Source organism: Microbacterium sp. LWH3-1.2, assembly GCF_040675855.1.
Classification (GTDB): Bacteria; Actinomycetota; Actinomycetes; order Actinomycetales; family Microbacteriaceae; genus Microbacterium.
In genome coordinates this window covers 1,298,311-1,309,809 of sequence record NZ_JBEGIK010000001.1, presented here as the reverse complement: position 1 = coordinate 1,309,809, position 11,499 = coordinate 1,298,311, and the positions used below count along the sequence as shown (strand labels likewise).

General features: G+C 71.7%; 13 protein-coding genes. 2 read left to right on the top strand and 11 right to left on the bottom strand.

Going from position 1 to position 11,499, the window contains the following annotated elements:
- Nucleotides 1-13: 13 nt before the first annotated feature.
- Nucleotides 14-481 (bottom strand): hypothetical protein, encoded by a 468-nt coding sequence (locus tag MRBLWH3_RS06135; RefSeq protein WP_363429683.1) that lies wholly within the window; start codon nt 479-481, stop codon nt 14-16.
- Entirely contained in the window at nt 471-1,088 is a 618-nt protein-coding gene (locus MRBLWH3_RS06130) for an RNA polymerase sigma factor (protein WP_363429681.1), read from the bottom strand. Before MRBLWH3_RS06130 ends, MRBLWH3_RS06135 begins: the two co-directional genes overlap by 11 nt.
- 124 nt (nt 1,089-1,212) lie before the next feature.
- On the opposite strand from MRBLWH3_RS06130, the gene MRBLWH3_RS06125 reads away from it, so the two are divergent.
- A complete protein-coding gene (locus tag MRBLWH3_RS06125) occupies nt 1,213-1,956 on the top strand; it encodes a glutamine amidotransferase-related protein (RefSeq protein ID WP_363429679.1) in 744 nt (247 codons plus the stop codon).
- Here MRBLWH3_RS06125 and MRBLWH3_RS06120 read toward each other — a convergent pair whose 3' ends face one another.
- The 4 genes from MRBLWH3_RS06120 to MRBLWH3_RS06105 form a co-directional block, all read right to left on the bottom strand.
- Nucleotides 1,957-2,757, bottom strand: a complete 801-nt coding sequence (locus tag MRBLWH3_RS06120) for a tryptophan-rich sensory protein (protein WP_363429677.1) — start codon at nt 2,755-2,757, stop codon at nt 1,957-1,959.
- Nucleotides 2,758-2,833: 76 nt separating this feature from the next.
- Nucleotides 2,834-3,319 carry a glutaminase gene (locus MRBLWH3_RS06115; protein WP_363429675.1) on the bottom strand — a complete coding sequence of 162 codons (486 nt, stop codon included), beginning with the start codon at nt 3,317-3,319 and terminating at the stop codon, nt 2,834-2,836.
- Nucleotides 3,316-4,518 carry a cation:proton antiporter gene (locus MRBLWH3_RS06110; RefSeq protein WP_363429673.1) on the bottom strand — a complete coding sequence of 401 codons (1,203 nt, stop codon included), beginning with the start codon at nt 4,516-4,518 and terminating at the stop codon, nt 3,316-3,318. Before MRBLWH3_RS06110 ends, MRBLWH3_RS06115 begins: the two co-directional genes overlap by 4 nt.
- Nucleotides 4,519-4,568: 50 nt before the next feature.
- The gene (locus tag MRBLWH3_RS06105; RefSeq protein WP_363429671.1) at nt 4,569-5,699 is read right to left on the bottom strand and encodes a hypothetical protein; all 1,131 of its coding nucleotides are present in this window, start codon (nt 5,697-5,699) and stop codon (nt 4,569-4,571) included.
- Between the two features lie 64 nt (nt 5,700-5,763).
- Here MRBLWH3_RS06105 and MRBLWH3_RS06100 point away from each other — a divergent pair, with 64 nt between their 5' ends.
- A complete protein-coding gene (locus MRBLWH3_RS06100) occupies nt 5,764-6,354 on the top strand; it encodes a TetR/AcrR family transcriptional regulator (RefSeq protein ID WP_363429669.1) in 591 nt (196 codons plus the stop codon).
- A 15-nt stretch (nt 6,355-6,369) separates the two neighbouring features.
- On the opposite strand, the gene MRBLWH3_RS06095 is transcribed toward MRBLWH3_RS06100, so the two are convergent.
- From MRBLWH3_RS06095 to MRBLWH3_RS06075, 5 genes are all read right to left on the bottom strand, one after another.
- Nucleotides 6,370-7,191: a GTP pyrophosphokinase gene (locus MRBLWH3_RS06095; protein ID WP_363429667.1), complete on the bottom strand. Its 822-nt coding sequence runs from the start codon at nt 7,189-7,191 to the stop codon at nt 6,370-6,372.
- 74 nt (nt 7,192-7,265) lie between these two features.
- Nucleotides 7,266-8,108, bottom strand: coding sequence for a transposase (locus tag MRBLWH3_RS06090; protein WP_363429665.1), 843 nt, complete (start codon nt 8,106-8,108; stop codon nt 7,266-7,268).
- Between the two features lie 163 nt (nt 8,109-8,271).
- Complete coding sequence (locus tag MRBLWH3_RS06085) at nt 8,272-9,387, bottom strand: SAM-dependent methyltransferase (protein WP_363429663.1); 1,116 nt, start codon at nt 9,385-9,387, stop codon at nt 8,272-8,274.
- 140 nt (nt 9,388-9,527) lie between these two features.
- A complete protein-coding gene (locus MRBLWH3_RS06080) occupies nt 9,528-11,150 on the bottom strand; it encodes a LuxR C-terminal-related transcriptional regulator (protein WP_363429661.1) in 1,623 nt (540 codons plus the stop codon).
- Nucleotides 11,095-11,466, bottom strand: a complete 372-nt coding sequence (locus tag MRBLWH3_RS06075; protein ID WP_363429659.1) for a hypothetical protein — start codon at nt 11,464-11,466, stop codon at nt 11,095-11,097. The genes MRBLWH3_RS06080 and MRBLWH3_RS06075 overlap by 56 nt, the downstream gene beginning before the upstream one ends.
- Nucleotides 11,467-11,499 lie beyond the last annotated feature (33 nt).

Here is an 11,499-nt window from a genome sequence, read left to right as displayed (position 1 = left end):
TTCAGACTCTGGATCAGACTTCGAACTGCGGGGTCTGGAAGTCGCGCAGCGCGCCGTCGGCGTCGCGCACGACCAGGCGAAGTCGCGCCACCCCAGGCGTGACCTCCTCGAGGGCGAAGCGTCCGTGCTCGCCCGGTTCGGCCGACCATTCGCGGTCGCCCTGCACCAGCCGGATGGCGAGAGCCGTGGCATCCACCCATCCGTCCACCCGCCTGTCCCCGCTCTCGGTGGCGGTGACGTGCAGCAGCACACTGGTCGTGCCGTCGCTGAACTGCAGCGTGGCGGTGTCGGTCTCGCCGCGCACCGCGGCCAGCGTGCCCTCGACGAGTGTCAGCAGCGCGTACTCGCGCGACAGATCCTCGACGGCGACGGCGGCGACCATGCGGTCCACCAGATCTGCCGGCACGGGATCGACGTCCTCCCACATACGGCGCATGCGTGCGAAGAGCGCGGCGTCGGCCGCGAAGTCCTCAGTTTCCATCGTCGTCACCTCTCCATCCGTCGTCCTCGAGAACGGCGCGAAGCTTTGCGAGGCAGCGCTGGCGGGTCGGTCCGATCGATCCGATGGGCATCGCCAGGTCTTCGGCGATGCGGGCATAGTCGGGTCGGTCCTCGAACGCGACGATCCGCAGCAGGCGCTGGCATCGTTCGTTGAGCGTGGCGACCGCAGTCCAGAGGCGATGGGTCTCATCGTCCTGCGCGGCCGTCTGCTCGGCGGATTCGTGGACCGGAAGGTGCGGTTCGAGCGACTCGGCCTCGGTGGCATCGGCACGCCGATGCTGTTTGCCGACCCGCCACGCCTCGCGGCGTGCGCACATCGTGAGCCACCCCGACACCGCGAGCGGGTCGTTGATGGTCTCGTGACGGCGTACGAGCGTCAGCCACGTCGTCTGCACGACGTCCTGCGCCAACGCATGGTCGAGCCCGTACGCCCGGACGACGTGCCACAGCGGCGGCGTCATCAGGCGGACGAGCTCATCCATCGCACGGCTGTCGCCCTCGCGCCAGCGCACGAAGAGTGCGGCAGCGCGCTCCCATCGCGCCGGCTCCACGGAGTCGACGGAGGGTTCGGCGCCAGCCTGCGTCATAGCGCCCATTCTGTCCACACCATGCCCGAGCGCGATAGTGCGGGTTTGATACGCGGATACCCGACGAATACCTACGGTTTCGGGCAGCTCCCAGCTCGACCGAGCGGAGACCTAGACTGCGTGCATGACGACCGCGCCGCTGCTCTATGTCTGCGTGCGCCCGCAGCTGGGTGCGGCGGCCGCCGAGTACGAGTCCTTCCGCACGGCGATGCACCTCGAGGAGAACCGCCTCGACCACCTCGACCTGGTGCGCGAGCCGCTCCCCGACGACGTGTTCGAGCGCTACGCCGGGTTCCTCGTGGGCGGCAGCCCGTTCAACGTCACCGACCCCGAGTCGACGAAGACCGACGCGCAGCGGCGTCTCGAGGCGGGCCTCGCGCGCATCGCCGAGCGCACCGCGACGGGCGACGGGCCCGCCGCTCTCTTCACCTGCTACGGCATCGGGATCGCCACGCGCACGCTCGGCGGCACGGTGAGCCGAGCCTTCCCCGAAGACACCGGCCCGGTGGCGGTGCAGCTGACGAAGCACGCCTCGGCCGACCCGCTGTTCGGCGGTCTCGCCAACCGCTTCACAGCGCTCACCGCCCACAAGGAGGGCACCGATAGCCTGCCGCCCGGCGCGGTCCTCCTGGCGAGCAACGACGGATGCCCCGTCCAGGCGTACCGCGTAGGCGACCGCCTCTACGCGACCCAGTTCCACCCCGAGCCGACCGCGAAGGCGTTCACCGAGCGCATGGCGGTGTACCGCGACGACGGCTACTTCGATTCGGCGGACTTCGACGCGATCGCCGGACGCGTGCTCGCAGCATCCGTCACGGAACCCACCCGTCTGCTGCGGGCGTTCGCCGACCGTTTCGCGGCCGCCTGATCACACCTCGGCGTTGCGGACGGCGGTCATCGCGCCCACCGCGGCTCCGACGAGCGCCGTGCCGAGGATCACGGCGCCCACGACGATCGCCGTCACGCCGATCGCGGCGCTGTGGGGTACGCCCTCGAGTCGGCCGACCGCGAGCCAGACCAGCCCCCACGCGAGCGCGAGCGCGGGCGCGAGACGCCAGCGGCTCGCGATCTCGATCCCGAGTCCGATCGCGGCGACGGCGATCAGCACGACGACGCCCCACAGGTCCGCCGACGACTCCCACTCCGGCGAGCCGATGGCCGTCAGCCAGGCCGCGATGTTCGCGACGGTCGCGAGCGTCACCCAGCCGAGGTGCAGGCCCGTGACCCCGTCGACGAGCAGCCGGTCGGCCCAGCCGTCGGCGGGCTCGATGACGGTGCGGCTGAACGTGACACCCAGGAGCGCCAGCAGCACGATGATCGCGAGCACCGTGAGCGCGAGCGAACCGAACTGGGCGGTCACAAGCCACAGCCCGTTGAGCGCCATCGTGCCCGCGATGAGGTAGCCGAGCGCCCGTTGCCGCTCGCTGTCGCGTTGGCGCGGCAGCGCCTGCCACACCGTGTAGGCGAACAGGCCGAGGTAGATCGCGGTCCAGATCGAGAAGGCGGGTCGCGCCGGTGCGAGGTACGAGCCGTCCTGGTCGAGCGCGCCGTTCTGCAGGTCCTGCACGGGCGTGCCGCCGAACAGCCCGGTGCCGACCATCGCGGCGATGATCATGAAGCAGAACGCGCTGATGACGATGATCTGCCGGGCGAGGTCCTTGGCGGTCATACCCACACGGTAAGGCGGGCGTCACCCCTCGGTGAGGGCTCTTGACACGAGGTCTCGCGGCGGTTACCGAGCCGGCTCACGTACCGCGCGGAGGGTCGAGCAGCAGGGCGACGCGCTCCGAGAGGTACGCCTCGAGGGGCATGAGTCCCCCGGCGGCGCTCCACCTCACACTGGGCACGCCATCGGCAGGGAACAGCGGAGCGGATGCCTCGCCCCTGTCGACCGCGCCGGGCTGCAGCATCCGCCATCCGACGTGCACGGTCTCTCCCTCCGCGAAGCCGCCGCGGCGGGCGGCGGCGGCGAGCTCGGCGCGGTGCCGCTGCGACTCGGCGGTGTAGCCGCGACGGGCCTCCTGACGGGCGCGGAGGATGTCGCCGGTCGCGAAGACGGCGTCGTCGGTGAGCAGCAGCACCCCGAGGTGCCACGCCGCGCCACGGCGCTCGATGCGCGGGGCGCGCGCCACCCCGAGGAAGCGCTTCGGGACGACCAGCTCGCCGAGTGCCTCGCGGGGTGCGTCGGCGAGCCGCGAGCGCGCGGCGTCGAGGAGGTCGAGGGTGCTCACGCCATGTCGTCCAGGAGGGACGGGCTCGCCTTCAGCCGCTCGCCGCGCAAGGCCATGCCGACGAGCGGGAACACCAGCACCGACAGCATGCCGCCGGCGACGAGCACGGTCTGCTGCGTGGTGTCGAGGATCTTCTCATCCACGCCGATCTGGGTGACGGCGACGATGATCGGGAGCCCGGTCGCCCCCAGGAGCGCGATCGAGAGGCGCTCACGGCGCGACGACCCCTCCGGTGCCGCAACGGTCGACGGCAGCCCGCGGACCACGAACAGCGCGACGAGCACCACGGGCACGAGCCAGAACAGCACCGGGTCGTCGAGCAGCGACTGCAGGTCGAAGGTGATGCCGGTGTAGATGAAGAAGATCGGCACGAGGAAGCCGAAGGCGACGCCTTCGATCTTGCTCTCGACGGCGTGACGGTCGTGCTCGGATGCGTCGCGCATGAGGAGGCGCCAGATGATGCCGGCGGTGAAGGCCCCGAGCAGCATGTCGAGGTCGAGGATGACGCTGAGCGCCACGAGGGCGGCGAGGATCACGAAGACCACGCGGATCGCGAACTGTCCGGAGGTGTGCAGCGTCGAGTTGACGAAGGCGTGCATCGCACCGCGCGGCACGCGGAACGCGAGCCAGAGTGCGAGGCCCGCGAACAGCGCGAACAGCGCGAGCACGATGGTGGAGACCCCGGGCTCGCGTCCGCCGAGGAAGATCGAGATGGCGATGAGGGGTCCGAACTCGCCGACGGCGCCGATCGCCGCAACCGCCTTGCCGAACGGCGTGGGCAGCTCGCCGGCGTCCCGCAGGATCGGCAGGAGGGTGCCGAGCGCGGTCGAGCACAGCGCGACGCCGATCACGATGGCGGCCTCACCGGGGGCGAGCAGCCAGCCCGCGGCGATGCCGGCGGCGAGGCTGAGGAGCCAGCCGAGTGACGCGCGGCGGCCGAGCCGCCCGCGGAACGACCCGAACTCGATCTCGGTGCCGGCGACGAAGAACAGCATCGCGAGGCCGAAGTTTGCCAGCGTGGCGACGAGGGGGCTGGGGCCCGTCCATCCGAGCACCGCCGGACCGATCAGGATGCCGAGCAGCAGCTCGAACACCACCACCGGCACCCGCACCCAGTGGCCGAGCCCTCGCGAAAGCAGAGGCGCGAGCACCGCCATCAGCGGGATGAGCAGGAGCGTCGCGGGTGTGAGACCGTCCACGCGAACAGACTAGCCACCGGGTCACCCCGCCGAGACCCCGTCGCGGGCTGTCAGTGCTCCAGCTGGCGCTCCGGCGGCGTCAGTTCGGCGCGGTCGCGCTGGTGGCCGATGAGCGCCAGGACCACCCCGCCCACGAGCCACACGCCGAGGATCGTCCACTGCGCCCAGGTGGAGGCATCCGGAAAGTACATCACCGAGCGCAGCAGGTTCGCGGATGCCCCCGGCACGAAGAACTGGCCCACGGTGCCCCACGGCTCGGGGAGGAACTGCGGCGGCTGCGCCGCACCGGCGATCGGGTTCGCGATGAACATCGTGATGATCGCGCCGACCGCGATCCCCGGAGGGCCCATCAGCGCGGCGAGCCCGATGATGAGCGCGGAGGTCGCCGTCACCCCGAGGCCGAGCACCGCGGCGTTGAGCAGCCAGTCCCCGGTGAGGATGCCGAACCAGGTCTGCATCACCAGCGCGATCAGCGCGCCGGCCGCGACGCCGAAGACGAGGAGGCCCACCAGGCGGCGGACGATGCCCTGCACCAGCAGCGTCAGCAGGATGCCACCGAGCATGCCGCCCAGCACCATCGGGAAGACGGATGCTGCGAGCCCGGCGCCGATGCTGTCGCCGTCGGCCAGCGGGACGACGTCCGTGACGGTGACCTTCGGGATCTCGGGCACCCCGCCGGTCGCGCCTTCGGGAAGCCGGGGCGGCTGGCCGGCCGTGAGCGCGCCGACGATCGCCGTGAGCTGGTCCGTGAGCGCGGTCTTCGCGGCGGTGTCGATCTGCGACTGCAGCTGCGTGGCGACCGCCCGCAGCGCCTGCGCGGCGACCGGGCTCGCCGCGGTGGCGACCAGCACCTCGGGCTCGTCGCCGAGGAGGATCGCGCCGTAGAGCTGTCGCGACTCGATCCTCGACACCGCGTCGTCGCGCGAGTCGACCTCGTCGAGATCGAACGGCGCAGGGTCCTGCTCGGCGAGCTTGTCTTCCACGACGGCGACGGCTGCTTCGGGGCCGGAGATGCCGACGGGCAGGTTCTGCGGCTGCGAGGTGGCGGCGGGCCAGACGAAGGCCATCACGATCAGGGCGACGATCAGCGATCCGGCCAGTCCGAACAGCGCGGCGACGCCCCACTTCGTGCGCCGGGCGGGTGCGGCGTCTCCCGATGCCGTCTCACGGTGAGCGTTCATCGCGTCCTCCTAAAAAGAATGATGATTCTGTTTGCGAGAATAACAGAATCGGTATTCTGTTTCCATGCCCAAGGTGTCGAAGGAGTACCGCGAGGCGCGGCGCGACGAGATCGCGCGCGCCGCACTGCGCGTCCTGGAGCGCAACGGCGTGCGTGACACGTCCATCGCCGACATCGTCGCCGAGTCGGGCCTGTCGACCGGTGCGATCTATTCGCACTTCACCAACAAGGGCGAACTCGCCCGCTATGTCGTCGGGCGCTATCTGCTTCCCCGCATCGACGCCCTCGAAGGGGCGGGTCGGGGCGGCGAGATCGTGACACCGCGCCAGGCGCTGCGGGGGATGCTGTCGATGTTCGACGACGTCGGGCTGTCGCCCTCGCTCATCCTGCAGTTCTGGGGCGAGGCGATGGTCGAGCCCGGCGTCCACGACGAGATGCTGCGCACCGCTGCCCGACTGCGCGCCTCCCTCGCTCTGGCGATCGGCCCCTGGGCGCGCGCGCAGAGCGCGGACGAGCAGACCGCCGAGACCCTCGCCGCAGAGACGGCCCGCTCGATCGCCGCGCTGGCGCAGGGCTACATCGCGAACAGCGCCGTGTTCGGCCCGCGCCGCGTCGAGGACTACCTCGAGAGCGCGGCCGCCGTCCTCGCGAGCTGAACCCGCCCGCGCGGCCTAGACGGGTCGGACCTCGGCGTCCCCGCCGCGCAGGTCCGCGGCATCCGCTGCCGCTTCGACTCGACCCGTCGCGGCCGTGATCTCGCGGATCGCCATGGGGGCGGCCCGGTCGGCGCTGCCACCGCGCACCGCCGTGGCGCCGCCGCCTCGGATCTGCCGGTGCAGGCGCTCCATGCGCGCGTCGAGCTCGGCGGCGGTCTCGGCCGCGTCTTTGAGGCTCTCGAGCAGCTCATCCGGCACGCGCGTCGCGTACTTGTAGTAGATCTTGTGCTCGAGGCTCGCCCAGAAGTCCATCGCGATGGTGCGGAACTGCACCTCGACCGGCACCTCGATGCGGCCGGTCGACAGGAACACCGGCACCTCGAGGATCGCGTGCAGGCTCTTGTAGCCGTTGGACTTGGGCGACGCGATGTAGTCCTTGACGCCCCGCACCCGCACGTCGTCCTGCGCGGTGAGCAGATCGAAGAGGCGGTACACGTCGGCCGTGAAGCTGCAGGTGATGCGGATGCCGGCGATGTCGGTGATGTTCCGGCGGATCGATGCGAAGTCTCCGTCGATGCCCTTGCGCTGCACCTTCTCCACGAGGCTGTCGGGCGACTTTACGCGGCTCGAGACGTGCTCGATCGGGTTGTAGTCGTGCGTCAGCAGGAACTCGTCGCGCAGGATGCCGATCTTCGTCTCGACCTCCTGCAGGCCGAACCGGTACTCCATCATGAAGCGCTGCAGCTCGTCCCTGAGTTCCCGCAGCTCGCTCGCAGAGACCGTGATCTCACCTTCGTCGGACGCCGTCGCGGGCACCAGAGGTGCGGGAGTCGCCATGCCGATCACGTTACGAGCCGGCCCTACGAGACTCCTGAGAAGAACGGATGCTGCCTCCTGGCGACGGCCGCAGGTCAGGCGTCATCGAGGGCCAGTCGGGCGCGCTCGGCAGCCTGGGCGGCCTCGCGGGACCTCGCCGCGGCCTCGGACCGCTCGCGCTCGACGGCGTCGAGCTTGTCGGTGGCCACGCGCTCGTCGTCTTCGAGCGCGGCGAGATCGCGGCGGAGGTCGTCGATGCGCTCGCGCACGTGGTCGACCCGTTCCTGCGCCTTCGCGCGGCGCGCGTCGACCCGAGCGAGCTCGCGCTCGGCCTCGTTCGCGAGACGCTCGGCTTCGCGCGCCGCCTTCTCCGCCGCCCTGCGCGCGCGGCGCTCGGCGAGGTCGTCCCGCGGCGGCGGCGCCGGGATCGCGTCCGGGAGCGTCCCGCCGACCGCGGCGGCGAGCGCGGCCGGGTCGATGTCGCCCGCTTCCAGCGGCTTGACGAGCCGCGCGGTGAGGACGGCGGCCGCGGCCGCAGCATCCATCACCGCCGCGTTGATCGTCGCCGCGACGTCGTCACGAGCCGTCGCGCTCAGAGTGCCGCCCGCCTCTTCGGCGAGTCCGACCGCCTGCTTCGCGAGGGCCGCGACGAGCTGCCGCCGCTGCCGGCTGAGGCGCGAGAGCTCGGCGGCGTCGAGGTCGTCCTGCGCTTCGCGCAGGGCCGCCGAGAGCTCGACCGCATCGGCGAGCTGCCCGCCCTGCGCAAGCAGGTTGACCGCCCAGGCGGAGACGGTGGGCTTGCGCAGCTCCTTGATCCGCTTGGCCAGCGCGGGTGCCGCGAGGCCCGCGCGCGCGTTGCGCGCCGCGGTGAACTCCGCCGGCGGGAGGGCGTAGAGCTCGGCGGCGATCGCGTCGAGCTGTTCGTCGGCGTCGGCCATGCGCCCATTGTGTCCGATGGCCACGACCGTTCTCGGGACCGACCGCGGCGAGCGCGACCGAGGCGCAGAGCTTCCGGAACAGTCCTGCAAACGGCTGGGAGGGCCGCGGGATCGCAACCCCGCAAGCCCCGCCGCGAAGAGCTCGGGACGGGGCCGCCACGGTTCAGACGATCTCGTAGAAGCGCCAGAGGCCGAACTCGGGGACCAGCACCTTGACGTCGGACCACCCCGCCGAACGCGCGTAGCCGCGCAGGGTCGACGGGCGCATCACCGTGCCGGTGCCGGCGCTCGGTGTGTGCGAGCGACCGTCGGGCAGGCAGACGAAGAGGCTGAAGCCGTAGAGCAGTCGTTCGAGCTCGCTCGCGTTCGCGGCGAAGCGCTCCTCAGTCGCCTCGTCCATGATGACGACGATCCCGTCGTCGGCGACCGCCGCGCGCGCGGCGGCGAGCACCTGAACGGGGTGCGGCATGTCGTGCAGGCACTCGAACGCGAAGACCGCGTCGAACGGACCGTGCTCGTCCACCAGCGCCGCGTCGCACAGCAGGAACTCGACGCGGTCGGCGACTCCCGCCCCGGCGGCGTTCTGGCGTGCCGCTTCGACGGAGGCCTCGTCGATGTCGAAGCCGACGACGTGAAGGTGCGGGTAGGCCTTCGCCAGGGCGATCGAGGACCAGCCTCCGCCGAAGCCGAGGTCGGCGATCCGCGCATCGGGGCGCCGGAGGACGGCGTCGAGCCGTTCGACTCCCGCGAAGAGGGCGGGCAGCCCATCGAACCAGGGGCGGTTCATGTCGGCTTGCGCCTCGCGAGCGTGCCGGCCGAGCCGCTCCCAGCTGACCCCGCCACCGGTGCGGTACGCATCGACGAGTGCGTCGATCTGGCTCCCCGACGCGGCGGCCATGCGGGCGAGGGGTTCGAGGTACGACCGGCTGCCGCGGTCGAGCAGCACCGCGGCCACACCCGGTGCGAGGCGGAAGCGCCGGGACGCGGCATCCGGGTTCTCGTCCGTGAGCAGGATGCCGTTCGCGGCCTGCTGTTCGAGCCATTCCCGGGCATAGCGGGCGTCGGTATGGGTGCCGTCGGCGAGCTCGGCGGCGGTGAGGCCGTCGGCCCGCGACAGCTCCGCGTACCAGCCGAGCTGCGAGCCCAGGTGCACGGCCATGAGGTCGAACCAGCCGAGCGTGGCTTGCATGATCCGGTCGGCGAGCGCCGCGGTCACGTCGGCCTCGGCGCTGGTCTCGATGTCGGTGTCGGTGTCGGTGTCGGTGATCGTCGTGGACATCGTCTTCTCCTTCACGGGTGGTCCGTCGGATGTCTCGTCACGACGCTACGGAGCCGGGTCGGTCTGCCGCGTCGGCAGAACCGCGCAGATCGGCTGCGCGTCTGCACCATTCGATGCAGGGGCGGTGGTCGGCGGGCCGGTCACCGCGCGCGCCTCCCCGGCTGCTCGCGCCACCACGCGGCGGCGGCGGTGCGCGAGCCGACGTCGAGCTTCACGTAGACGTTGGCGAGGTGCCGACTCACGGTCTTCTCGCTGATGAAGAGCTCGTCGGCGATCTGCCTGTTCGCCTTGCCCTGTGCGACGAGCTCGACGATCTCGCGCTCCCTGACTGTCAGCGGCCCGCCGCCGTCGGCAGCCGCGGATCGCACGACCACTGGCGGGGCGCCGAGCCGCTGGAAGATCACGCCCGCCTGCGCGCGCAGCTGCGCGGCGAGGCCCGGCTCACCGCGCAGCTCCTGCGCGGTGGCGAGCCAGCTCAGCACGTTCGCCTGCTCCCACGGCTGCCCGAGGCGCCGGAACCGGTCGAGGGCAGCGTGCAGCCGGCCGACCGCCCCCATGGCATCGCCGGCGTGGAGCAGGACCATCCCCCTGGCATGTGCCGCCCACGCGTGGAACCCGTCGCTGCCGAAGGCCAGGGCGTCCTCCTCGAGTTCGTCGAGCAGGTGCTCCGCCTCCTGCGACCGCCCGTCCGCGAGCGCGATCTCGATCGCCGGACGCAGGAGCCGAGCGCGGCCGACGCGATCCCTCTGCTCGAGCATGGCGGCGATCATCGCCGCCGCGCGCTCGGTGTCGCCCTCTGCGAGCACCAGCAGCGCTTCGCCCGGCACAGGATCGACGCCCGCTTCGCTCGCGCGGCGGTACGCTTCCCGCGCTCCGGCGGTGTCGCCGCGGAGGCGCCGGATCTCGCCCAGCTGGTTCCAGCCCTCGCCGGCGATCCAGGGGTGATCGGATCCGAGATCCTCGCACGCGCGCTGCAGCGCCGCTTCCGCGGCATCCCATTCCCCGCTCGCCGATTGCAGCTCGAGGCGGTGCACGCGGCAGACGCCGGCGTAGACGACGTGCGCGCCGCGCGCGGCGCACCACGCCTCGGTCGCGCGGGTCCAGTCGGCCATGCGGCGGAAGTCGGCGAGCTCGTGGCACACGTGGATGGTGGTGCACAGCACGTCGCCCGCCCACTCGGCGTCCAGCTCGTCCGACACGACGCACAGCATCGCCTCGTCGAGCTGTGCGAATCCGTCGGCGGTGCGCCCTGCCCGGATGAGGTGCATCCCGGCCACGACCGCGCTCAGCGCCGACACCGCGGGCTGACGCAGCGCCGCGGCCAGCTCCCGCATGCGCGACACGCTCTCGGCGCGCCACAGCGCGCCCGTGTCGTCAAGGTCCATGCTCGCCGTGAGGTACACCTCGTAGGCGTGCCCGCGGCCGTCGGGAAGATCGGCGAGGATCCGCCGCGCGCGCCGCAGCCAGGCGGTGCCCACCGTCATCTCGCCACGGGTCAGTCGCACGAGCGTCACGACGAGCGCCGCCTCGGCCGCGCCCATCGCGTCGCCCTCGTCCGCCAGTGCCCGGAAGGCCGATTCGAGGTGCGCGAGGCCCGCTTCCTGCCGCCCGAGCCACCACTCGCACGAGCCGAGCGCGCGCAGGTCGGTGCCGGTGGCCGCGAGGTCGCGGCAGGCTCCCTCGAACGCCTCGCGCGCCGTCTCCCAGTCACCGGACCGGTATGCGGTCCGCGCCCGCTCGAGCGCGGCGACCGTGTCCGCCATGCGGGAATGGTACCGCCGTCGTCGCGCCGTGTCCGGGGATCTCTGCGCGGCTTCGCCGCGCGTGCGCCGACCGCCCGTACAGCGCGAGCATGACGGCCATCGTCGTGAGGTAGAAGCCGTGCAGCACCCAGATCGGGCCGAACGGCAGGCTGAGAACGTAGACGGTGTAGACGGCGTTGCCGACGTTGCCCATGACGAGCGCGCTGAGGCTGTACGAACGCAGGTCGCCGGATCGCATGGCCTTCATCACCATCGGCAGGTTGGCCGCGGCGAAGAGCACGGTCGAGACCGTACCGGCGAGCGTCGAAGCATCCATACAGGGAAGATACGGATGCCACCGCCGCCGATA

Excerpts from the sequence above, each read along its gene's own strand:
- MRBLWH3_RS06135 (WP_363429683.1), bottom strand. The coding sequence starts at position 481 with ATGGAAACTGAGGACTTCGCGGCCGACGCCGCGCTCTTCGCACGCATG.
- MRBLWH3_RS06130 (WP_363429681.1), bottom strand. The coding sequence starts at position 1,088 with ATGACGCAGGCTGGCGCCGAACCCTCCGTCGACTCCGTGGAGCCGGCG.
- MRBLWH3_RS06125 (WP_363429679.1), top strand. The coding sequence starts at position 1,213 with ATGACGACCGCGCCGCTGCTCTATGTCTGCGTGCGCCCGCAGCTGGGT.
- MRBLWH3_RS06120 (WP_363429677.1), bottom strand. The coding sequence starts at position 2,757 with ATGACCGCCAAGGACCTCGCCCGGCAGATCATCGTCATCAGCGCGTTC.
- MRBLWH3_RS06105 (WP_363429671.1), bottom strand. The coding sequence starts at position 5,699 with ATGAACGCTCACCGTGAGACGGCATCGGGAGACGCCGCACCCGCCCGG.
- MRBLWH3_RS06100 (WP_363429669.1), top strand. The coding sequence starts at position 5,764 with ATGCCCAAGGTGTCGAAGGAGTACCGCGAGGCGCGGCGCGACGAGATC.
- MRBLWH3_RS06095 (WP_363429667.1), bottom strand. The coding sequence starts at position 7,191 with ATGGCGACTCCCGCACCTCTGGTGCCCGCGACGGCGTCCGACGAAGGT.
- MRBLWH3_RS06090 (WP_363429665.1), bottom strand. The coding sequence starts at position 8,108 with ATGGCCGACGCCGACGAACAGCTCGACGCGATCGCCGCCGAGCTCTAC.
- MRBLWH3_RS06085 (WP_363429663.1), bottom strand. The coding sequence starts at position 9,387 with ATGTCCACGACGATCACCGACACCGACACCGACACCGACATCGAGACC.
- MRBLWH3_RS06080 (WP_363429661.1), bottom strand. The coding sequence starts at position 11,150 with ATGGCGGACACGGTCGCCGCGCTCGAGCGGGCGCGGACCGCATACCGG.
- MRBLWH3_RS06075 (WP_363429659.1), bottom strand. The coding sequence starts at position 11,466 with ATGGATGCTTCGACGCTCGCCGGTACGGTCTCGACCGTGCTCTTCGCC.